Genomic DNA, 21,843 nt, shown 5'->3' on the forward strand with positions numbered 1-21,843 from the left:
TATTATAATATACACGTTATAATGGTCAAGCACTTATAACTTAGTTATCCTCTAGTGGGAACTACCGGAATTCCTACTTTTGTAAGTTTAGCTCCTTTTGGCTTTTTAATTCCTGCAAATTTCTGTTCTTCTTGTTGTTTTCGTAGTTTTTCTCCTATTTTTGCAGCTTCTCTGCTACCTTTAAGAGCACTTTTTACGGGCTTTGTGTTAAGATTCGTAACACCTTTTGAAGTCTTAATACTTTCAATCTTTATCAAAATATTTTACGTCTGTAGCAGTACTTAAATGGTAAACTCCGCTACCTTTTTGTATACACTGATTTTGATTTTGTAAAGCTTTACCTTCTAAATCTAAGAATTTACCATTTTTTTTGAAGAATAGTTTCATCAAGCTTAATATTCTCATCTAATACTACTTTTCTAAAATCACCTACTTCTCCAACTTTTGTACCACTAAGATCATATGCGTAAAGTTTTTCTTCATGGAAATCTAATTCGTATTTTTAATAATTCCAAGATAGATTAGAGCTTTGTATCCAAATTACGCTTTACCTCAACTTCTACGGGTCTAGAAAATTCTTTTTCTTTTACTTCTTCAACTTCTCCTATAACTAATTGCCCATCTATGGGGCTGCCCAGTTCATCTTTAAAATGAATTAATTTGGTATTTTTACCCTATTTAATTCAGTTTCTTCAGTTTGAAAATGTAGATGTTTTTTTTCTGGCATAAATTCCTCCTTGAATAAATTGTGGTTTATTTCAAGTGTAAAGGAGTAAATTAAATTTTTGCAAGAAGTTTTTATTGTTAGTTATTTCTCAATAACTAACCAATATTAAGAATTAAAAACTACTGTGCCGTCCAGCCGCCATCTATCAAGAGTCCACTACCTGTTATTGATGAAGCTTTTTCGTCACATAAGAATATTACTAAGTTTGCTATTCCATCAGCTTCTACAAATTTTTTCGTAGCTTGAGATTTAAGGATTACATCCCTTAACGCTGATTCTTCACTGATATGTCTAGCTTTAGCAGTATCTGCTATTTGATTCCTTACTAAGGGTGTGTTGACGTAACCGGGACAGATAGCATTAACTGTAATATTATTCTCAGCCACTTCTAAAGCAACGGTTTTGGTAAGTCCAAGGATACCGTGCTTTGCTGCTACATATGCCGACTTGAAGGGTGATGCGACATATGCATGAGCGGAAGCGATATTAATAATTCGCCCGAAGCCGTTTTTTTTCATAATCTGTATTGCGTATTTTGTAGTATAGAAAGATGCTATTAAATCTATACGCAAAATTTGCTCCCATTTATCTTCAGAAAATTCACCGATAGGAGCAACATGCTGAATACCTGCATTATTTACTAATATGTCTATTTTACCGAATTCTTTCATTTTTATCTCCTTATATAAATACCTTATAAAATATGCACTGTCATACCGTTAAATCGTCATTGCGAGCAGCCATAGGCTGCGTGACAATCTCAGAACTTTGGCACTAAATTGCTGCGTCAATTACTTACGTAATTTCCTCGCAATGACGAGAAAATTAGAACCATGCAACAAAGCTGATTAAGTCACGGGATGACATAGTTAATCAAGTAATATTTGTCTTTTATTTAAAAGTAACTTATATTAGATTTCACTTAAAGAAATAATGTATAAATCTATGGAAATTGTTAATAGCGTTGATGCATCTGTATCTTGCCAGGGCAAAGAACCTCCATATGACCATCCGAAAGTTTATTTAGAGATAGATAAAGAAAAAAAGGAAGTTATCTGCCCATATTGTAGTAAGAAATTTAAATTAGTAACAAAATGACTATAAAATTTCTGTCAGAAAGTACTATCAACCGAATTGCTGCTGGTGAGGTTATAGAAAGGCCCGCATCGGTAGTAAAGGAATTAGTTGAAAATGCTGTTGATGCAAGTAGTACTAAAATAGATATTATTTTAGAACGTGCCGGTAAAAATCTAATCATTATTTCCGATGACGGTATCGGTATGACTGATAAGGAATTAGAAATTGCCGTTGAACGTCATACAACTTCTAAGTTTGATGAAAGCGATTTTCTAAATATTCATACTTTCGGTTTTAGGGGTGAAGCACTGCCGTCTATTGCTGCTATTAGCAAAATGCTAATTACTTCTAAAAAACGAGATGCCGACAAAGCATTTCAGATTAAGTTAATTGGCGGCAATGAAAAACAAGTTACTATTTCTGTTCATAATGAAGGTACTAAAATAGAGATACGTGATTTATTTTTCGCAACACCTGCACGTTTAAAATTTCTTAGAGCCGATAAAACAGAGCTTGCAGCAACTGTAGATGTGGTTAAGAAAATCGCTCTAGCACATCCTGAAATTTCTTTTAGTTTAACACATGACGGCAAGAATTTATTAAAACTAAAGGGACAAAATAAAGATGCTAAAACTAACCTAAAACAGCGTATAATTGATGTAATAGGTGATGATTTTATAAAAAACGCCGTTTATATAGACTTCAAAACACCTGATTTCTCTATTTGCGGCTATACTAGTAGCCCGACATATAATAGAGCTTCAAGTGAAGATCAGTTTTTATTTATTAATAATAGACCGGTAAAAGATAAATTATTACAGGTAGCTTTAAGGGTAGCATATCAAGATTATTTAGCTCGTGATCGTTATCCGCTATGTGCTATATTCTTACAAATCGATCCGCAACTTGTTGACGTTAACGTACATCCGGCAAAAGCAGAGGTTAGGTTTCATGACCCGAATTATGTGCGAAACTTATTAATAGAAGCAATTAAAAATGCTTTAACAAATAAAAGCCATGTTATTTCTTCTACTACTATCGCCTCTGATGCTCTTGAGTTATTTAAAAATCCTTTAGTTAACAAACAATCGCCAGTAAGTAAAGTTATAAAGGTTAATAGTAAATCGGCAGATTATAGACCTACTACTCATTCTACACTTAATACAGTTCCTCAAAATCATGTTTGTCAAAAATTAATCGATACATTATCACATGCTAAAATAGAACAAGAAGTAGAAAACCGTATAGAATATGAACAGCAAACCCGTAAACAATATAAACTTGGGGCAGCTAAAGCACAACTTCATACGACTTATATTATTTCACAAACCGAAGATAGTATAGTGATTACCGACCAGCATGCAGCACACGAACGTTTAGGGTATGAAAAAATAAAAGATTACCTTAAAACGGAAGAGTTAATCAAACAGCGTTTGCTTATCCCTGAGATAGTAGAACTGCCAAATGAAAAAAAAGCAGATTGTTTATATGACCATAGAGAAAAACTATATAAACTCGGTTTAACTCTAGAAAAATTCGGCGAAAAATCTATTATAGTAACTGAAATTCCAAATATTCTTGGAGATGTAAACGTACAAAAGTTAATTCAAGATCTCGCCGATCATTTATCGGATTTTGGCAAGAATATAGCTTTGACAGAGTTAATCGAGCATGTAACGGAAACTTATGCCTGTCATTACTCTATTAGAGCAGGACGAAAATTATCGGCAGATGAAATGAATGCCTTACTGCGTCAAATGGAAAATACGCTGCTTTCAGGTCAATGTAATCACGGCAGACCTACTTATATTGAGTTGAAGATTAAGGATATCGAACGCTTATTTGGACGGTAACTCGTTTAATTTGAAAAATTGGCGTCATTGTGAACGACTAAAAGGAGCGTGGCAATCTAGTTTTAATTTCCCGAGATTGCCACACTCCTTTTAGTCGTTCGCAATGACGTATCTCTCTTTATTTTGCAATGCCTAGTTTTTACTTGACTATTTTTCAATTTCGTTTTATTCTGCTTTTTTTAGAGTAATAAAATAATATCTTGATTTAAGGTGTCAGCTAATGGCAAAGAAAAATAAAAATGTTTTGGTAAGGCTAGTAAGTACTGCCGGCACAGGTGTTTTTTGGGTAAAGAAACGCAATCCGAAGACCCAAACTGAGAAGCTTTCTTTTCGTAAGTATGATAAAGTAGTTAGAAAACATGTTCTTTTTAAAGAAGAAAAAATAAAATAATTGTAAGTAATATATGGCAGTAAAAATTCGTTTAGCTAGAGGCGGTGCTAAAAAGCGTCCTTTTTACCGTGTAGTAGTAGCTAACGCAACAGCACCTCGTGACGGTGACTTTTTAGAAAAAGTCGGAACTTATGATCCAATGCTTGCTTTAGATAATAGTGAGCGTGTTGTTTTAAAAAAAGATCGTATAGAATATTGGCTGGGCACCGGTGCTAAACCAACTGAGCGAGTCGCAAAATTTATTGAGCAAGCGGGTGTTACTCTTCCTGAGAAAGTTAAAAAGGAAATGGAAGTGAAAGCAAAAAACCGTAAAGCTAGACCAAGTAAAAAGGAAGCTAAAGAAGCTTAGTTTATAGTGTATTTTTCGTCATTGCGAGCAGGCATTGATTGTGTGGATCAATTCAGCCCCTGTCATCCCGCTATTTGATTGCGGGATTTAGTAAATTTGACTATTAAAAGTTGTTTGTCTAGATATCGTGGTCAAGCCACGGTATGACAGCACATATCTCTTCTCTATAATCATATTAATATGCCGGATTAGCTCAGTGGTAGAGCAACCGCCTTGTAAGCGGTAGGTCATCAGTTCAAATCCGATATCCGGCACCATCAAAATTTTTCTTGTCATACTGGGGCTATCTTTATATAGATACCAAATCGTCATTGCGAGCAGCAGTAGGCTGCGTGGCAATCTCATGAAATAATAACAAACTTCTGAGATTGCTTCGTCGAATTACTGCGTAATTTTTCTCGCAATGACGATTTACCGATCCATGCAAGCAAGCTTTCACAAGAATTATTATGATAGTAATCGATAAAACATCTTATAGAGCTGTGGGATTTGATAAACGTATTAAATTCCTAGTGCTACATTATACACAGTGTGATTTTAAGCAGTCTTTAGATTTTTTAACCGGTGAAAAGTTAAGTAGCCATTATTTAATAAACAATGAAAACCCTGAACATATATTTCAATTAGTAGAAGAGCATGATAGAGCATGGCATGCTGGAGTAAGTTACTGGCAAGGTCAAGAGCGTATTAATGATACATCAATCGGTATTGAAATCGTAAATCCTGCTTTTGAAGTAAATGCAAAAAATAATGATATAGTTTGGCTACCCTATTCGGAAAGGCAAATTAATAGTGTTATAAGTTTGTGTAAACAGATTATTGCTAGATATGATATTAAACCTACTAGAGTGGTTGGGCATTCTGATATTGCTCCAGGTAGAAAACAGGACCCTGGCCCGCTATTTCCTTGGAAACTATTATATGATAACGATATTGGAGCTTGGTATGATGAACAGGTGTTTAACGATCTATTGCCGCAAGTCGACATAACCGATATTGCAGCAATTCAGCAAAAATTTATTACATACGGTTATAAACTTGAAGTTACCGGAATTTTAGACTCTAAAATGAAAGATATTATAATTTCGTTTCAAATGCATTTTCGTCCTAGTAATTTTTCCGGCGATTTGGATGCTGAAACCATAGCAATTTTAGATGCATTAATATTGAAATATACACCTGAATTAATATGATAAGATTTATAACTATACCGGATTTTGCGAATTATCAAGTTACTTTGAAATTAATGGAAGATTACGTTAACAAAGTAATTAGTGATCATGAGCCGGAAATTATTTATTTAGTTGAACATTCGGAAGTATATACAGCCGGTACTAATTATAAACAAGAAGAATTATTAAATTACGGTGATATTCCGGTCATTTACACAGGACGTGGCGGTAAATTTACTTTTCATGGACCGGGTCAGCGTGTTATTTATCCAATTCTTAATTTAGCTTCACCAAATCGACACAAAGATTTAAAACTATATATAGAAATGCTTGAAGAATGGATTATCAATAGCTTAAATTATTTTGGAATTAAAGCATATATTATTAAAGATAAAGTAGGAATTTGGGTAAAAGTAAGGAAAGATGAATTTGCTAAAATTGCTGCAATAGGTGTTAGAGTAAGAAAATGGGTTACATATCACGGTGTAGCTATAAATATTTCAACAGATTTAAGTAAGTTTAGTGGGATTATTCCTTGTGGACTTGAAAATTCTTTAGTAACATCTTTAAATCAGTTAGGGATTCATGTTGAAATGTCTGAATTTGATAAAATTATTCAAACTGAATTTAATAAAATATTTAAATGATCAGAAAATTTTTACTCACAATTTTTGCTCTTTGGGTCGGTGGTTTTGGTTATTATTTATATTTAATAAATTCTTATAAGCTTAATAGTAATACCACTAATGCAATAATAGTATTTGCAGGAGGAGGACATAAAATTGAAACCGGTAGTGCTTTGCTTAAGGCAGGCTATGCACCTATATTATTTATTACTGGTATAGAATCTACAGAGCAATTAAAAAATTTGTTAAAGGAACGTAATGTTATAGAACAGCAGGTAATACTTGCTCCGAATAAAATAATGTCTGAAGAAGATAATATTAAGAAAGCGGTTGATTTTATTGTAACTTACAATCTTACTTCAATAATTTTAGTAGAGCATAATTATAATATGCCTTTTATGCTAAATAAGCTTGAAAAAGTGATTCATTCTTCTCATACTATCTATATAGTACCATATCCTGTTTTTTCCAAACAAAAATATGATGTGTTATTAAAATCCTATCATCGTTATTTAATGAGTATACTCGTTTAATTTGCTCCTTTACTCTTTTCCAGTACAATATTTTAGAACGGCTATGCCAAATAATGCAGAAATTAAAGAGCCTATTATTACTGAAGCTCTCATAGAGTTTGAAGGGCAGCTGCTCTCAAACGTAATACTACCTATAAATAAACTTAGGGTAAATCCAATCCCTCCAAGTATAGCTATAGAATAAAATTTTAACCATGAAGTATCACTTGGTAAATTACAGAGTTTAAATTTTACAAATGGATATGAAAATAGCATAATACCTAATTGCTTACCTACAAATAAACCAAATATTATCCCATAAATTAAAGCAAGTATTGAGTTGGAACAAGTGCCTTTAAATGCAAAATATTCTAAAAGGATACCGGAATTCATAAATACAAAAAGCGGTAAAATAAAGTAATTTACAAAAGGACGAGTTAAGTTTTCAAGTTTTTTAAAAGAAGTGTTAAATGCTCCTTTTATATTAACAGGTATAAAAAGTGCTATAATGGCTCCGCATAAAGTACCGTGAATACCTGACTCCACCATACTAATCCATAATAATAAACCTACAATTATATAATAAAATAATTGTTTAACTTGTCGATAATTCAATATAAACAAGATGAATATAATTACAGAGGAAATTAATAATGCCGGAGTATTGATTGTTTTAGTATAAAACAAGGCTAGTATAATTAACGCAAAAGCATCGTCAATTAATGAGAAACCTATAATAAAAGCTCGTAATTCTAAAGATATATGTCGGCTGAAAAAAGATAAAATACCAAGGACAAAAGCAGTATCAGTTGCGATAGGAATAGCCCATCCTTTTATTAATCTCGGTTTATCGTAATTAAAAAACATGTATATTAAGACAGGAACTACCACACCTCCAAGGGCTGCCGCAGCAGGTAATATTAGTTTTTTTTTATTTTTATGTTCACCTTCTACTAGGTGAAATTTCATCTCTAAACCTATTAATAAAAAGAAGAAAGTCATGAGGCCGTCATTAACTAAATCTATAAAAGTTGTTTGTAAACGTACATTTCCTATTGTTAAAGAAAATTTACTGTAAATAAAAGAAGAATAATATTTTGTTAGGAAAATGTTATTGCTGACAATTATTGCTAAGGTAAAAGCAATAATTAATAATATACCGGCAAAAGTACCTGATTTAATTAATTCTCTTAACTGGTTATTTATACTCATGATTTTAATATTAGTTATAACAAGCTCATAATAATACGTTATTTAAATTTATTAAGAAAGTCAAAAATCTATATAAATCCATAGCAATAATTTATTTTTTAGTGAGATAAAAAGTTGTTTTTTGTACTTTTATAAGCTTGTATAATAATAAGTGTAAGAAGATATAATTATTAATTACAAAAAAAATATCTAAGCAATTCTTATGTTAACAGAACAGCAAACCGAATGGATTATCAGCAATAACCTTGTAAATAAGGGATGGCATATAGGATAATGATACTAAAAAGAATGTTTATTTTCAAAAACCAAAATCAAAAACAGAACAGACAAGATTAAACGGAAAAAGACCGGATTATATCTTATATGAAAGTAATAATAATAAACCTATTGCAATAATAGAAGCAAAAAACAGGAGTGGATTTAAGGCAAGCTTTAGATCAAGCAACGGAATATGCAAAATTGTTTGATGTACCTATAGTGTTCGCAATGAATGGAGCTTACTGCGAAGCTCGTTTTGTTGCTAATAATAAAGAGCTTATTAAACGGTGATGAAGTAAGGGAATTACTACATGAAAAAGAATTATTAGCTTTTTTAGAAGCAAGCAGTAATGAAGCTTGGACTAATACCGAAAGAAATTAAAGTATCACGTGAAGAATTAATATCGATATTTAAAAACTTGAGTAATCTTTTAAGAAGTGAAGGGCTCCGAGCAGAAATAGAAAGATTTAGCGAATTTGCAAATATATTATTCTTAAAATTATTAAGCGAAAACAACGAAAAATCTTGGTGGAATAATATCAAAGCACAATCAAACGATGATATTATCGGTTACATTAATAGCTATGTTATAGAACAAATTAAGAACAAATACGGTGGTGATGTTTTTACGCCTATTTCTCTAGGCAATTCCATTACTCTCCGCCACATTATCGATGCAATTGATCCTCTTGCGATACCGGTGGGTTCTTAACTGAAGCTTTTAATTATATCAAAGAAAATAATATAATTAATACCGATGAAGATTTAATATGGGCGAGAGTTAACCAAAACCGCTAGAATCGCTAAGATGAATATGATTTTGCATGGTGACAGACATAGCGGAATTCAGCAAATAAATAGTCTTGAGAACCCTAATGATGTTAAACCCTTAACTGATCAGCAGTTAAAGTTTGATGTAATTGTTACTAATTGCCATTTTCTCAAACTATCACTAAAAAAACTAGCAAAAACGGCAAAACTATAACAGAAAATCATATAACTCCTCTTTATTATAACGGCATTGGTAGTACCTGAAGGGTTCTTATTCAGAAAAGACACCGCTGCTGTTCGTCAATTTTTACTGTCAAAAGCAAAGCTGCAACTCATTATCTCTCTACCGCAAAGTACTTTTTTACCTTATACAGGAGTAAAAACGTCAATACTTTATTTTATCGATGTACATAAACCGAATAATCAAAAAGAATATTGGGGTTAAGAATATCGGCGTTACTCTAGACAATAAAAAAAGAAAGATTGTCGGTATAAATGATTTAAACAGGCGAGGATGAAAAATTAAATTTATCTAAAATTCCTTTTATAGATCTCGATTTTTATCAAATAGCTAAAAAAGGATTGGTGAAAAACAATGATATTTTAATGTGTAAAGACGGAGCATTAACGGGTAAAGTGTGTTTTGTAGATGATAAAATTTTACCACAAATAGAAGTAATGATTAATGAACATGTTTATATTTTTAGAGGGAAAACGAATATTTATACATCAATCTTATTTATTTTATTGTTTAAATAGCGATATAATTCAAAATCAAATTAAGAACTTAGCTTATAATAAAAGTGCTCAGCCTGGTTTAAATAGAGAACATATAAACTCAATTTATATTCCTCTTCCGTCTCTAGAACAACAACAGGAAATTATTGAAGAATTGAATAGCTATCAAAAGATAATAGAGGGGGCAAAACAGATAATAGATAATTGAGGCATCCTTTTATTTGGAAATAAATAAACAATGAGAAATTGTTAAATTTGGCGATATCGTTATCAATAAATTAAAAAGTAATATTTTATCTCTTGAGCATAAGGAGTATACAACGTTAATAGTAGGTAAAAAAGGTAAAATGATTAACATTAATATTGCAATTAAGGGGGATATTCCAGTAATAGCAGCTGGTCGGGTTAGTCCTTATTCACATAATCAATATAATTTTAACGATAACATAATCACTATTTCTTCATCGGGAGCATATGCTGGATATATTTGGTATCATAATTCGCCAATGTGGGCTTCAGATTGTAACGTAATCTATTCAATTAATGAAAAACTATTGTTAACTAAATATCTATATTATATTTTAAAATCTCAGCAAAATATAATATACCAAAAGCAAGCTGGATCATCAGGTCAACCTCACGTTTATTTGAAAGATTTAGAGGATTTACAAATTCCTATCCCGCCTCTTGAAGAACAGCAAAAAATAGTAACAGAGTTTGATAATAATCAAAGTGAGATTGACAACCTTAAAAACTATATAAAACAATTTGAAAACAAACTAAAAACCACATTAAATTCTCTTTGGCAATAATTGATGTACATTAACTACTTAAAAGATTTGATTGGTTTTAAGTCTGTAACTCCTAAGAGCGATGGGGCTATTGAGTATATTGATGATTTGCTTAAACAGCACGGCTTTAAGACCGAAATAAAAATATTCGGTGATTCTAAAAGCGAGCAAGTCACTAATCTTTATGCTGTTTTCGGTAGCAATGAGCCTAATATTTGCTTTGTTGGTCATGTAGATGTAGTGCTGGCAGGCAATCATGAGCTTTGGCATAATGCGAGTCCATTTAAAGCTAGCCAGCAAGACGGTAAGATATATGGCAGAGGTGCGGTGGATATGAAAGGGGCTATAGCGTGCTTTCTAGCTGCCAGTTTAGATTTTATAAAAAATAATACCGATTTTAAAGGTTCCATTAGTTTCTTACTTACTAGTGATGAAGAGGGAAAAGCAAAGCATGGTACTAAAGAAATGCTGCAATATATTTATGATCAAGGATATAAGATAAATTTTGCTATTGTCGGTGAACCTACTTGTGAAAAAGAAATAGGCGATGCAATTAAGATTGGCAGAAGAGGAAGTGTTAACTTTAAATTAAATATAGAAGGCTTAAGCGGGCATGTAGCCTATCCTCATAAAGCAAATAACCCATTGCCTTGCTTAATAATAATATTGAATGAGTTAACAAATATAAAACTTGATGAAGGTATTGAATTTTTTCAACGTTCAAATCTTGAAGTAACGAATATCGAGGTCAGTAATAATACTTCAAACGTAATTCCGGCAAGTACGGAAGCATCTTTCAATATACGTTTTAATAATTTACATAGTGCAGAAACTTTAGCAAAACAGGTAGAAGAAATTATTAAACAGCATTGTAAAGAATATAAAGTAGATTATAAGTTAGAATATAGTAGTTCTGCTGAAAGTTTTATTCAGAACCCTAGCGATAAAATAAAAGAATTTGCTAAAGTAGTAGAGCATACGCTTAAAATAAAGCCTGAATTCTCTACAAGCGGCGGTACGTCGGATGCAAGATTCGTCAAAAATTATTGTCCGTTAGTAGAGTTTGGTTTATTATCCGAAACGGCACATAAAATAAACGAATACACAAAAATTAGCGATTTACAAAAATTATACGATGTGTATTATAACTTTTTGATGGAAATACTTTAATGTCATTCCCGCAGAGGCAGGAATGGCATTACCATACGCGGATGTGATGGAACTGGTAGACATGCAAGATTTAGGTTCTTGTGCCGCGAGGCGTGGGGGTTCAAGTCCCTTCATCCGTACCACTTAAATTTTCTCATAAAAAATAACATAAAATTTTTATGCAGCAATTTAGTATTTATCAAACAAGCGATGAATTGCTTCTAAAATCAATATTGCTTCTGATAGAAAAATGCTATTACTCTGATCTTAAAAGCGTGATATTAACTGCAGATGCAGATCAACAAGAAATGCTCAATAAAAATCTTTGGACTTATTCACGTAAGCAATTTATACCTCACGGTAGTAAACTTGATCCGCAGCCTGAAAAACAGCCGATTTATATTACCGATGAGTTACAAAATCCTAATAATGCTAGTGTGCTTGTTATTATTTCGCCTACAGATATAGGAAAAATTTTACAAGCAAAAGAGTATATAAGAGTTTTCAAAAGGATAATTATAATAACCGATTTACCGGAAGATTTAAAAGAATTAACAGTTAAAATAAATAAATTTACCGGACAGGAAAACAAAATAGATTGTTTTACTCAAAATCCTCGTGGAGCTTGGAGTAAAGTAGTCTAATAAATTTATATTCTTTTACGTACAAATAAATATAATCCGATCGTTAAAGCAATAACCAAATTGAAATAACAAGCAAAAATAAAATCTAGACTTTTTGAAGCAAAATTTTGTAATATAAAATGAATTGAAGTAACTAGCAATACTGTTAAGGCAGAAAATAATACCGGCATAAAAGTTGTTTTTTTGCTATAAGGATATCTCAAAAAAACTGCAAGTGTTACAAAAGGTAATACAAAACTGTATAAAGGCCAAATTATTCTTTGATGTGCTTCAGCAATTAATTTAATTTTTTTAGTAATAGCTAAATCATGAGGAGGGGCAAGTAATTCGCTTATATAATATTCGTTTGCTTCTTTATTATGTTTAGTTCTTTGCGATATTAAAGGATTATCATTTTGCAGTTTTATCATTAAAGAATCGAAAGTTAACTGAGTTAAATTACCATTTACGTCATATTCTTGTCTTATGCCTTTATTAAGTTCAAAAATCGGGCTATTATCATATATATTAAGAGTACCTGAACCCGCAAATACTACTGATGGGTTATCAGCGTTGCGATTATCAAATATTATTACGCCATTCATAATATTTCCTGCTGATTTTTTATCTATAAAAACAGTGATATCTTTCGTTACTTTATTAAAAGTTTTCTCTTCAATCATACTTGAGATATAATTATTCTTTATAAAGTTTAAACGTGATTTTAAGTTTATATGAGATAACGGCAGGATGGTAGAAGATATATAATAAGCAAGTAGCATAACTATTAATGCGACATATAAAGCAGGCAGTGCTAGCTGTACATTATTAACTCCTGAAGCTTGTAATATAATTAATTGTCGCTCGACTTTTAAATTATTATATATATAAATCACGGTAATAACCGTTATTACCGGTAACAGAATAAATAATAAAGTAGGAAGTACTAAAACTATTAAACTGAAGAAGTCCATAACTTTTATACCTTTATCAAATAAATATAAAAGTTTTAATATTTGCGTTATCCATACTATACTAGTCACTGAAAAAGTAACGACTATAAGCAGCGGTAAGATATTTTTTATAAAGTATTTTCGGTATAGTAGCATCATAATGTTTGTTTGGTTTTTTGATGTCATTCTCGTTTTTAGCTAGGAGCGACATCAAACGCTTTTCAAAAACTGTCCAGTACTATGGATGGTTAGATGGGTTTTGTAGGAACTCGTTCCCGGTTCATTTCAAAATAATTAAAAACCAAGTGCACTGTGTGAACCTAATCGTATTAACTCCAATGTGTCAGCATCGGGTTTTCTATAAATTAATACTAAATCCGGTTTAATATGACAATCTCTACAATCTTTCCAATTACCTATAAGGGCATGGTCTCTCATATGTATAGGTCATATTATATCAGCAACCAAGTACCTAACTGCTTTCAGTAAAATATCATCCAAATTTATTCCATGTTTTCTACGTTTTTCACGTTTAAACTGTGCAGTACGTTTAATCGTTCTCATTTAAATCAGATAACAAATTATTGATATTACCAACATGAACTAATTTGCCGCTTCTTGCAGCTTTCATAGCTTTAATTGTTTCATCATTTGGGATAAGTGGCTCAAACGGCAATGCTTTTTCACGAGCAACACGAAATAACAGCATACGAACAGCATCAGATAAAGTAAGTCCCATAGCAGCAAGCACTAAAGCTGCTTCTTCTTTCACGTCTTCATTAATACGGGCTCGCACAATAGAATCAGCAGACATAAAAATCTTCTTTCAATAATGTAGCCACATTGTAGCGCGCATATTAAAAACTTTCAAGATTAAAAAACAAGTTTTTTATATGTTTTTTCTTAATTACTGCCTCATTAATAGAAAATCCCCGATCTTTCTTATTATATGATTTGCAAAGATGCGATAAATTAACTTACCTATCAGTATTGTTATAAATGCAATAATAATGCCGTAGATTATATCACTTGGGTAATGCATAGCAAGGCTTATGCGAGATAAAGACACGAGCATAATAACACAAATCATTAAGATTTTTAATGGTAATTTTATATAATTCCAAGCAAAATACGTTACTAACACACTAAGAGCTGCGTGGCTGCTTGGAAAGCTTGAAAAGCATCTTTCGTTTGCAGTATTTATTATGGTCATGAAACTATCTACAGGAAGACTGCAATAAGGGCGAGGGAAATTAACTGAAAATTTAAGAGCGGTAAAAATTAAACCGAATACCCCGTATATTATACCGATTTCAACTAACTTATTATAATCGTGCCAGAATTTATTTTGCCGCTTCTTATCATTTTTGGTTTTCTTTAATTGAATATAAAAATATATACGGTATAAAATATATATTAAGGCGAAATTAGCGATATTAAAACAAAACGAAATTATTTTAAAAAAATAAGGTATAAAGCCGATATTAGTAATTTTATTCAAAAATAAGAATATTTCTTGATTTAAGCCGCAAAAATTATAAAAAACTTCAAACATTATTTTAAATATTTATGTTACAAGTAACAATACTTGGGTGTGGAGCATCTATAGGCGTACCGGTGATCAGGTGCGATTGTAGTACTTGCACATCTCCTTCAAAGTACAATAAAAGGACTAGATCAGCAATATATATTAACGATGAAAATAGTCAAATATTAGTTGATTTCGGTTTTGATATTAGAAATCAACTATTACGAGAAAAGATAAATAAGCTCGATTGTGCTATATTAACACATTATCATTCCGATCACGTTAACGGTATCGATGATTTACGAGTATTTACTTTTATGCAAGGCAAGCCATTTGAAATCTATACAGATCACGATAGTACGGCAAAGCTCCATACAAAATTTGATTATCTATTTAACAATAAGTTATTTAAGCTTGGGCGACTGTTCACAACTCAATCTGTTAGTTTTTTTGATAAAATTAAGATTAATACTATAGAAATACAATTTTTTAGACAGCATCACGGTCCTATAGATAGCTTGGGCTTACGTATAGGTGATTTCGTTTATTCGCCCGATGTAATCGATTTTCCTCCTGAATCAGATAAATTTTTAAAAGATATAAAAATATGGATATTAGATTGTATGGATTATAAATCAAATCCGAATCATGCAGGACTTGATAAAGTTCTAGAATGGCGTGAAAAATATAAACCTGAGCAGATATTATTAACCAATATGAGACACACGATAGATTATCATGAGATTACGAAAATGCTTCCAAATAACGTTAAGCCGCTTTATGACGGTTATAAATTTACGGTCTAGTTTATGATTATTTTAGAAAAAGTTTGTAAGCGTTATGGCAAGAATTACGCAATTAAGAATATTGATTTAAGTTTTACTACCAAGGAAACTACTGTAATAATCGGTCCTTCGGGAAGCGGTAAAACTACTCTGCTTAGAATTTTAAATAATTTAGAAGAACCAAGTAGCGGTACTTTTTTGGTAGACAGGAAGAAGCTACTGCTTAAAGATAGAAGAAAGCTTTGTTTAAAAGTTGGTATGGTTTTTCAAAATTTTAATCTATTCCCGCATTTAACGGTAGGAGAAAACCTAATCTATACGCCGGTAAATGTTTTAATTTTGCCAAAAGAACAAGCAATTTCTATGGCAAAGGAATTGCTTGCAAAATTTAAGCTAACACAAAAATTTGACTCATATCCGGCAAGCCTATCAGGAGGGCAAAAGCAACGTACCGCAATAGCAAGGGCTTTAATGATGAAGCCGGAAATTTTGTTATTCGACGAACCGACTTCGGCACTCGATCCTGAAAATATTAAAGATGTTATAGAGAATATAAATTTATTAAAAGATCAAATGAGCATGGTAGTGGTCACGCACCATTTGAAGTTTGCAAAATTAATAGCGGATCGTGTTATTTTTATGGATCAAGGACAGATTTTAGCAAATCAACCTGCCGAGGATTTTTTTAATAAACCGGCATCGCATCGAGCTAGGTTGTTTTTAGAGAATATCGGCGATTTAATGTGATTTTCTTGATAAAGATAAAATTATAGCCTATAATTAGTATTTAATTTAGTATTAATTATAGGTATACTCGATGAACTTGAAAAATTGGCTACGTCGTCTAAATAAGTTCGCAGGTAGCCACGTATTAAGTATACGCTCCGCTCCTAGTCTTGCAGACTCCTTGCTCTTTTCCAAGTTGATCTTCGTATAACTTTCTTCGTTTACTTGGAGTCAATAATGGAACATATTTATGCAAATCTAGCAGTTAGTATATCAGAATTAAAAAAAGCACTACTGCATTATTGGATAAGACAAGTGGTGAGCCTGTTGCCTTATTAAATCATAATAAACCGACTGCTTATCTAAATTCCGGCTGAATTATATGAGCAAATTATTGAAGCTTTAGGATGACAAATATTTATTAGAGCTTGCTACTTATTAGATTAAAAGATAAAGAAAAGGCAATAGCGGTTAAAAGTAGCTTTTGTCATTCCTGCGAGAGCGGGAATCCAGTAAAAAATGGTAAAAATAAAAAAAATCATATAAAAATTTAGTATATAATTTGTTTAGAAAGATGGATTCCTGCTTTCGTAGGAATGACATATAGAATCAATAAATAATATCGCCATATGAATAAAAAGCTTATCCTATTTTTTAGTATAATGTTACTATTATCACATCGTACAGTTTTGGTACAGACACGAGTAGAATTACCGTAAAAACTAAAAAGCTTGAATTGCAAAAAGACGAATTACAAGGAGGAGCAATTACAATTCTATACAAAGGTGAAGTTATTTATAAAACAACGTTTGGAAATCAGAAAGGTAATAGTGGAGTTATTACGGATAAAACTTTATTTCCTTTAGCATCGGTTTCAAAAGCTGTTTCAGCAACGGCAATTGCATTAATGGTAGATCAAGAAAGTTTAGATTTTGACGAAAAGTTCAAATTACCATACCTAAAAAATGCTATTAGTCTTAATAATATTTTAAGCCATACAACAGGTTATCAATTCTCAGGAAATATTGAAATTGAGCAAGTAATGAATCGCTCAAAGCTTTTAACGTTGCTAAAAAAACAACAAGCTAGTTGTAAACCCGGGCAATGCTATATAAGTATAGTAACATCGTTTTTAGTTTACTTGAAGAAGCTTTAAATTGTAAAAAATCAAGTTTAAATGCTGCAATAGATAATTTGCGTACAACGCTTAAAACGCAAGATATACAAATATTACCGCTGTATAAAATAGTAAAATCAAACAAAGATGTTTTTGGATTTAAATGGCAACCGATTTGGTCTATTGATCAAAAAATGATTGAGTCATATTATGCTCTTGGATGGCGTATTCTTAAAGTAAAAGGACGCTCAAGGATTTAATTTTTCACTCAGGCTATATTAACGGTATTAATTCTTTTATTGGCTTTATACCGTCAGAAGAACTTGGAATTATTATTCTAGTGAACCAAAAAGGTAGTTTTCCACTTAAAAATGGGCTGGGACTTTGGTTTGATTATATAGATTAAAATTATATACTCAGATAGAACTTCGTATACCTATTTTTTATTTACTTGTAGTATATTATATGAATAAAAAACTCATAAAACTTATTTTTATCATTTGCAGCACCGTAATTGTAACCGGTTTATTATACAAATATATCAATCAACATTATCCAAAATTTTTTAAAGCACCACAAAATATAGGGAGTTTTTGTGCGTCATTATTAATATTATTTAGTATAATTTACAGTACTATTAGCCAAAATGAAATACGCAGATTTTGTTTGCAATTAGCAATGTGGGCAGCAATTTTCTTAGTTATAATAACCGGTTATGCTTTTAGGTTTGAGCTGAACTACGCTTATCATAGAGTAATGTCTGCTTTAATTCCATCATATAAATGGTCTACTGAAGTCGGAGAAATTATTATAGCCCGTAGCAGAGACGGGCATTTTTATATCAATGCTTTTGTAAATAACGTTAAAATAAAATTTATGGTAGATACAGGGGCAAGTGATATAGCTTTAACTAAAGAAGATGCTCAAAAATTAGGCTTTGACTTAACTAAATTAAAATATACTAGAACTTATCTAACAGCTAACGGCGAAAATAAAGCCGCTCCTATAACCTTAAATAGTGTAGTAATCGGTACGGCATTTAAGAACATCAAAGGACATGTAGGTCTTGGTGACCTTGATATTTCGCTTCTTGGTATGTCGCTACTTGAGCGTTTCAAAGGTTTCAGGATTGATAAGGATTTATTGATCTTGAATTATTAGACTTCCTGCATAACTTGCTTCTAAAGGCAATTTGTACGTCGATCCTAATCCCTAATCTTCACGTATGTCTATATATGCTGCAGCGGCAAGTGCTTCCGTGTATCCTTTAAATTCCTCTCTATAAACTGCTTTGGAAAGATGTCTATTTTTTACAAATTTCCTTTTTATTAAGAAATAGTTAAATTATTAATTATTTCTTGACCTTTATATCAAAAAGTGCTAACATGCCTTTTTTAAATAAAAGGGGTTTTATGTATAAATCTAAATATGACGAAAACGATTTCAAAATCAATTTGTTTAATGCTATTTTGTGAATAAATATGGATACCAAATCGTCATGAGCTAAGCGACTAAAGATGTTGTTGCGTGGAGCAGTTTTTCCGTCATTGCGAGGAAATTTACAATAGTAAATTGACGAAGCAATCTTGGGAAGAATTCCTGAGATTGCCACTCTCACTAACGTTCGCGTGCAATGACGACTTGTATCCACTCAACACGACCTTTGCAAGAATGACATAAGAGCCGTGTTAAAAAGGCATTTTAAAGCCTGGTGGTAAGCTCATACCGTTTAAGGCTCCTGATAAAGAATTTTGAGAATCTTCATCACATTTTTGTTTAGCATCATTAAAGGCAACTTTAATTAAGTCCTCAAGCATTTCTTTTTCTTCTGCTTTTAATAAAGATTCATCAATTGAAATCTTTTCAACTTCGCCTTTACCGGTTGCAATAACCTCAACAAGTCTGCCGCCGGCTTTACCGGTATATCTTGCATTTGCCATTTGCTCTTGAGCTTCTTGCATTTTCTTTTGCATTGATTGGGCTTGCTTTAAAAACTGATTAAAATTTACCATAATTCTATCCTATATATTTTTAGCTTTTAAGTAAAATATCCGAAATTGTTATATTTGGGAAATGTTTTTTAATTAAACCAAAATCGTTACTTGCTTCAATCTTACCAATTAACTGATTCTTTAAGGTTTGCTTGTTCTGCTCTTTTATTATTACTATCTCAAACTTTTCATTAGTAAAAACAGCTAACAAATCTTCTATTTGTTTTTTTATTTTGCTTGTAACTTCAAGACTTACGAACTCTAATCTATTATTACTGAGATTTTTAAGTTCCGTATGATTGAGCAGGAAATAATATATATCTATCTCATTATTTTTATATAAATATTCAAGAAAATCTACAATTTCAAATTTTTTTTTTATTTCCGGATTAATTGATTGATTTAAATTTTGATTATTACCGTCAAAATCTGTAAGCAAGGGTAGCGACGTCGAATATATAGATTTTATAACTAACATTTCCGTTTCTGTTAGTTGGTTATAGGAAATTTTTATTTCCCCTACTCCCTTATTATATATTTGCCATAAAATTGATAAGTGCGGCAAGCTGGTTTTATCTAATATGCTTTTAGTTCTATCATTAAATGATTCATATATAGGCAAACTATAATTAGGTAACATTTTTACTTTATTAAGATAAGCAATAAAATCTGATGCCGATTCTATAAAAATCTCAAGATTAACCGAAGAACCGTAAAGTTTATTTATTAAATTTATAGCTTTTTCCGTCTCTCTGTGGATAATACATTCGACAAATTCTATTATAACCGAACTATCGACAAGCCCAAGCATTTGATTAATTACTTGAGGACTAATTATATTGTCAGATTTCGCCAACATACTAGCTGCTTGATCTAAAATAGAGACTGCATCACGTGCCGACCCTTCCGATTTGTAAGCTATAATTCTTAATGCTTCTATATCGGTTTTTAAATTTTCTTGCTTAGTTATATATTCAAGTAGCTTAAAAATCTCTTCAAAACTCAACCGCCTTAAATCATAACGTTGACATCTTGAGATAATAGTTGCAGGTATCTTTTGTACTTCCGTCGTTGCAAGGATAAATATTATATGAGGTGGTGGTTCTTCCAGTGTCTTAAGAAGTGCATTAAATGCCCCTTTAGAGAGCATATGCACCTCATCAATAATGAAGATTTTATGCTTACCTTGTAGGGGCTTATACTCGGCGGATTCTATAATTCTACGTATGTCATCTACGCTAGTTTTACTTGCCGCATCAATTTCGATTATATCAGGGTGATTATAATTATTAAAGCTGATGCAATTCGTACATTCCTCGCATGTTTTAATAGTCGTATTTTCGGTAATTAAAGCAGAACAGTTTACGGCTTTAGCAATAATTCGGGCGGAAGTAGTTTTACCGACTCCTCTAATACCTGTTAAAAGATAGCCTCCGGCTAGCCTATCGTTTAAAATAGTATAGCTTAAAACTTTGACTAATACCTCTTGCCCCTGAAGCTCGGCAAAGTTACTAGGACGATATTTCCTTGCAAAAGGAATATATTGATTTGATGAATTTATATCTAGCACGATAGTTATAAGACTTTTTATGTCATTTTAGCAAAAAACTGGCTTTATTGCATGGTTCTCTATGTCATTCCCGCTTTCGCGGGAATGACATAAAACGAGCCGCCTTGCTGTAGAAATGACATCAAAATTAGAATAATGCTAGTAATGACCCATCGAATCCCTCTCTGGCTGCTTCCTTTCAGACCTGACCGACTAAACAGGTACAATGCCCACTACTAGCATAATTAACATAACCTGTTTATTTTCAAGAAACAATATATTTTTTTTCTATTTCCGATTTTGTTAATCTTTCAGGAGGACCGAATATTTCAGGGGTTTTTAATTTAAACAAATCATCGGAAAATTTTTGTACTTTAGCTATTTTATCAAAAGTAATAGTGACTATATTATTATCTTCAAATATTTTTAATGCTTCAATTTGTTGAGTAGCTTTATTAAAAGTAATTTCGCTACGTTTTTCCGTTAGAGTATGATAGATAGTAATTTTAGAAATATTTCTTTCGTTAATTACCGATTCAAAAATAAAATCCTTGTCAAAATGCTCATTATCTTCTAATAAAAAATTAAATGTATTTTCGCTTCTATTAATACGGCTTACTTGCTCCATATCATAATCATACATCGATACGAAATTTTTAGTACCTATTATAACTAAAGGGAAAGGAGGATAATAATTATATCTAAAATTATAAGGTTTATGGATCAGTAATTTTCCTTTAACTATTTTACTGTACGAATCTTCTTGAGTAAAATCTATCGCAACCGATTTTATCGTACGTAGATAAGTTTTTAGCTCCGAAATAGCTGTTTTATCATCTGCCCCAAATGCCAAGCTTGAATTCACAAAAAGATAAATAATGATTAGAAAAAATATTTTTTTCATTTTTGTTGTTTTATATTTTAAATTATGTTTAAAATACCTT

Annotated in this window: 28 protein-coding genes, 2 tRNA genes, 1 other RNA gene and 3 pseudogenes; 22 read left to right on the forward strand and 12 right to left on the reverse strand. The window is 31.6% G+C overall.

Going from position 1 to position 21,843, the window contains the following annotated elements; translation table 11 throughout:
- Positions 1–44: 44 nt before the first annotated feature.
- The 3 genes from MCC_RS07145 to MCC_RS00225 form a co-directional block, all read right to left on the reverse strand.
- A complete protein-coding gene (locus tag MCC_RS07145) occupies positions 45–257 on the reverse strand; it encodes a hypothetical protein (RefSeq protein ID WP_049749381.1) in 213 nt (70 codons plus the stop codon).
- The gene (locus MCC_RS09765) at positions 244–405 is read right to left on the reverse strand and encodes a hypothetical protein (protein WP_231288710.1); all 162 of its coding nucleotides are present in this window, start codon (positions 403–405) and stop codon (positions 244–246) included. Before MCC_RS09765 ends, MCC_RS07145 begins: the two co-directional genes overlap by 14 nt.
- A gap of 441 nt (positions 406–846) precedes the next feature.
- The gene (locus MCC_RS00225) at positions 847–1,398 is read right to left on the reverse strand and encodes a 3-hydroxybutyrate dehydrogenase (RefSeq protein WP_014408041.1); all 552 of its coding nucleotides are present in this window, start codon (positions 1,396–1,398) and stop codon (positions 847–849) included.
- Positions 1,399–1,660: 262 nt separating this feature from the next.
- Here MCC_RS00225 and MCC_RS07360 point away from each other — a divergent pair, with 262 nt between their 5' ends.
- From MCC_RS07360 to MCC_RS00260, 8 genes are all read left to right on the forward strand, one after another.
- Positions 1,661–1,825, forward strand: a complete 165-nt coding sequence (locus MCC_RS07360; RefSeq protein ID WP_008579257.1) for a zinc-finger domain-containing protein — start codon at positions 1,661–1,663, stop codon at positions 1,823–1,825.
- Positions 1,822–3,657, forward strand: a complete 1,836-nt coding sequence (mutL, locus tag MCC_RS00230; RefSeq protein ID WP_014408042.1) for a DNA mismatch repair endonuclease MutL — start codon at positions 1,822–1,824, stop codon at positions 3,655–3,657. The genes MCC_RS07360 and mutL overlap by 4 nt, the downstream gene beginning before the upstream one ends.
- Positions 3,658–3,877: 220 nt before the next feature.
- Positions 3,878–4,048 (forward strand): 50S ribosomal protein L33, encoded by a 171-nt coding sequence (gene rpmG, locus MCC_RS00235; RefSeq protein WP_004997072.1) that lies wholly within the window; start codon positions 3,878–3,880, stop codon positions 4,046–4,048.
- Positions 4,049–4,061: 13 nt separating this feature from the next.
- The gene (rpsP, locus tag MCC_RS00240; RefSeq protein WP_014408043.1) at positions 4,062–4,397 is read left to right on the forward strand and encodes a 30S ribosomal protein S16; all 336 of its coding nucleotides are present in this window, start codon (positions 4,062–4,064) and stop codon (positions 4,395–4,397) included.
- 182 nt (positions 4,398–4,579) lie between these two features.
- Positions 4,580–4,654, forward strand: a tRNA-Thr gene (locus MCC_RS00245).
- Positions 4,655–4,846: 192 nt separating this feature from the next.
- Positions 4,847–5,590, forward strand: a complete 744-nt coding sequence (locus MCC_RS00250) for an N-acetylmuramoyl-L-alanine amidase (protein WP_014408044.1) — start codon at positions 4,847–4,849, stop codon at positions 5,588–5,590.
- Positions 5,587–6,216, forward strand: coding sequence for a lipoyl(octanoyl) transferase LipB (lipB, locus tag MCC_RS00255; protein ID WP_014408045.1), 630 nt, complete (start codon positions 5,587–5,589; stop codon positions 6,214–6,216). The genes MCC_RS00250 and lipB overlap by 4 nt, the downstream gene beginning before the upstream one ends.
- Positions 6,213–6,728: a YdcF family protein gene (locus tag MCC_RS00260; protein ID WP_014408046.1), complete on the forward strand. Its 516-nt coding sequence runs from the start codon at positions 6,213–6,215 to the stop codon at positions 6,726–6,728. The genes lipB and MCC_RS00260 overlap by 4 nt, the downstream gene beginning before the upstream one ends.
- A 9-nt stretch (positions 6,729–6,737) precedes the next feature.
- On the opposite strand, the gene nhaA is transcribed toward MCC_RS00260, so the two are convergent.
- Positions 6,738–7,919, reverse strand: coding sequence for a Na+/H+ antiporter NhaA (gene nhaA / locus MCC_RS00265; RefSeq protein WP_014408047.1), 1,182 nt, complete (start codon positions 7,917–7,919; stop codon positions 6,738–6,740).
- Positions 7,920–8,436: 517 nt separating this feature from the next.
- Between nhaA and MCC_RS10785 the strand changes: the two genes are divergently transcribed.
- The 8 genes and pseudogenes from MCC_RS10785 (at position 8,437) to MCC_RS00305 (ending at position 12,271) form a co-directional block, all read left to right on the forward strand.
- Positions 8,437–8,559, forward strand: a complete 123-nt coding sequence (locus MCC_RS10785; RefSeq protein WP_269208678.1) for a hypothetical protein — start codon at positions 8,437–8,439, stop codon at positions 8,557–8,559.
- Complete coding sequence (locus MCC_RS00275) at positions 8,528–8,890, forward strand: SAM-dependent DNA methyltransferase (protein WP_231288711.1); 363 nt, start codon at positions 8,528–8,530, stop codon at positions 8,888–8,890. The genes MCC_RS10785 and MCC_RS00275 overlap by 32 nt, the downstream gene beginning before the upstream one ends.
- A gap of 102 nt (positions 8,891–8,992) precedes the next feature.
- A pseudogene (locus MCC_RS00280) lies at positions 8,993–9,394 on the forward strand (N-6 DNA methylase).
- A gap of 140 nt (positions 9,395–9,534) precedes the next feature.
- A pseudogene (locus MCC_RS11000) lies at positions 9,535–9,895 on the forward strand (restriction endonuclease subunit S).
- Positions 9,896–10,034: 139 nt separating this feature from the next.
- A complete protein-coding gene (locus MCC_RS07380; protein ID WP_081498395.1) occupies positions 10,035–10,499 on the forward strand; it encodes a restriction endonuclease subunit S in 465 nt (154 codons plus the stop codon).
- A 3-nt stretch (positions 10,500–10,502) separates the two neighbouring features.
- A complete protein-coding gene (gene dapE, locus MCC_RS00295; protein ID WP_014408048.1) occupies positions 10,503–11,648 on the forward strand; it encodes a succinyl-diaminopimelate desuccinylase in 1,146 nt (381 codons plus the stop codon).
- 37 nt (positions 11,649–11,685) lie between these two features.
- Positions 11,686–11,770: transfer RNA gene (locus MCC_RS00300), tRNA-Leu, on the forward strand.
- Between the two features lie 36 nt (positions 11,771–11,806).
- Positions 11,807–12,271 (forward strand): DNA polymerase III subunit chi, encoded by a 465-nt coding sequence (locus MCC_RS00305; protein ID WP_014408049.1) that lies wholly within the window; start codon positions 11,807–11,809, stop codon positions 12,269–12,271.
- Positions 12,272–12,276: 5 nt separating this feature from the next.
- Here MCC_RS00305 and MCC_RS00310 read toward each other — a convergent pair whose 3' ends face one another.
- From MCC_RS00310 to MCC_RS00330, 4 genes are all read right to left on the reverse strand, one after another.
- Entirely contained in the window at positions 12,277–13,359 is a 1,083-nt protein-coding gene (locus tag MCC_RS00310) for an LptF/LptG family permease (protein WP_014408050.1), read from the reverse strand.
- A 138-nt stretch (positions 13,360–13,497) separates the two neighbouring features.
- Positions 13,498–13,641, reverse strand: coding sequence for a type II toxin-antitoxin system YafQ family toxin (locus MCC_RS11625; protein WP_014408051.1), 144 nt, complete (start codon positions 13,639–13,641; stop codon positions 13,498–13,500).
- Positions 13,642–13,753: 112 nt separating this feature from the next.
- Complete coding sequence (locus MCC_RS00325) at positions 13,754–14,017, reverse strand: type II toxin-antitoxin system RelB/DinJ family antitoxin (RefSeq protein WP_012151450.1); 264 nt, start codon at positions 14,015–14,017, stop codon at positions 13,754–13,756.
- A gap of 93 nt (positions 14,018–14,110) precedes the next feature.
- Complete coding sequence (locus MCC_RS00330) at positions 14,111–14,758, reverse strand: phosphatase PAP2 family protein (RefSeq protein ID WP_014408052.1); 648 nt, start codon at positions 14,756–14,758, stop codon at positions 14,111–14,113.
- 14 nt (positions 14,759–14,772) lie between these two features.
- Between MCC_RS00330 and MCC_RS00335 the strand changes: the two genes are divergently transcribed.
- The 6 genes and pseudogenes from MCC_RS00335 (at position 14,773) to MCC_RS00355 (ending at position 18,520) form a co-directional block, all read left to right on the forward strand.
- On the forward strand, positions 14,773–15,537 hold the full coding sequence (locus MCC_RS00335) for an MBL fold metallo-hydrolase (RefSeq protein WP_014408053.1): 765 nt from the start codon (positions 14,773–14,775) through the stop codon (positions 15,535–15,537).
- 3 nt (positions 15,538–15,540) lie between these two features.
- Positions 15,541–16,263, forward strand: coding sequence for an amino acid ABC transporter ATP-binding protein (locus tag MCC_RS00340; RefSeq protein WP_014408054.1), 723 nt, complete (start codon positions 15,541–15,543; stop codon positions 16,261–16,263).
- 216 nt (positions 16,264–16,479) lie between these two features.
- Positions 16,480–16,715 (forward strand): annotated as a pseudogene (locus MCC_RS11010) (type II toxin-antitoxin system Phd/YefM family antitoxin); the annotation flags it as partial.
- 263 nt (positions 16,716–16,978) lie between these two features.
- The gene (locus MCC_RS00345) at positions 16,979–17,398 is read left to right on the forward strand and encodes a serine hydrolase (protein ID WP_014408056.1); all 420 of its coding nucleotides are present in this window, start codon (positions 16,979–16,981) and stop codon (positions 17,396–17,398) included.
- Positions 17,347–17,619 (forward strand): hypothetical protein, encoded by a 273-nt coding sequence (locus tag MCC_RS09785; RefSeq protein WP_014408057.1) that lies wholly within the window; start codon positions 17,347–17,349, stop codon positions 17,617–17,619. The genes MCC_RS00345 and MCC_RS09785 overlap by 52 nt, the downstream gene beginning before the upstream one ends.
- 205 nt (positions 17,620–17,824) lie before the next feature.
- Complete coding sequence (locus MCC_RS00355; protein ID WP_014408058.1) at positions 17,825–18,520, forward strand: TIGR02281 family clan AA aspartic protease; 696 nt, start codon at positions 17,825–17,827, stop codon at positions 18,518–18,520.
- A 527-nt stretch (positions 18,521–19,047) separates the two neighbouring features.
- On the opposite strand, the gene MCC_RS00360 is transcribed toward MCC_RS00355, so the two are convergent.
- The 4 genes from MCC_RS00360 to MCC_RS00370 form a co-directional block, all read right to left on the reverse strand.
- Positions 19,048–19,371: a YbaB/EbfC family nucleoid-associated protein gene (locus MCC_RS00360; RefSeq protein WP_014366189.1), complete on the reverse strand. Its 324-nt coding sequence runs from the start codon at positions 19,369–19,371 to the stop codon at positions 19,048–19,050.
- Positions 19,372–19,390: 19 nt separating this feature from the next.
- Entirely contained in the window at positions 19,391–20,920 is a 1,530-nt protein-coding gene (dnaX, locus tag MCC_RS00365; RefSeq protein WP_014408059.1) for a DNA polymerase III subunit gamma/tau, read from the reverse strand.
- Positions 20,921–21,050: 130 nt separating this feature from the next.
- Positions 21,051–21,144: signal recognition particle sRNA small type (gene ffs, locus MCC_RS07395), an RNA gene on the reverse strand.
- 20 nt (positions 21,145–21,164) lie between these two features.
- On the reverse strand, positions 21,165–21,803 hold the full coding sequence (locus MCC_RS00370; protein WP_014408060.1) for an outer-membrane lipoprotein carrier protein LolA: 639 nt from the start codon (positions 21,801–21,803) through the stop codon (positions 21,165–21,167).
- Positions 21,804–21,843 lie beyond the last annotated feature (40 nt).

This window comes from Rickettsia rhipicephali str. 3-7-female6-CWPP (assembly GCF_000284075.1).
GTDB classification, from domain to species: domain Bacteria; phylum Pseudomonadota; class Alphaproteobacteria; order Rickettsiales; family Rickettsiaceae; genus Rickettsia; species Rickettsia rickettsii.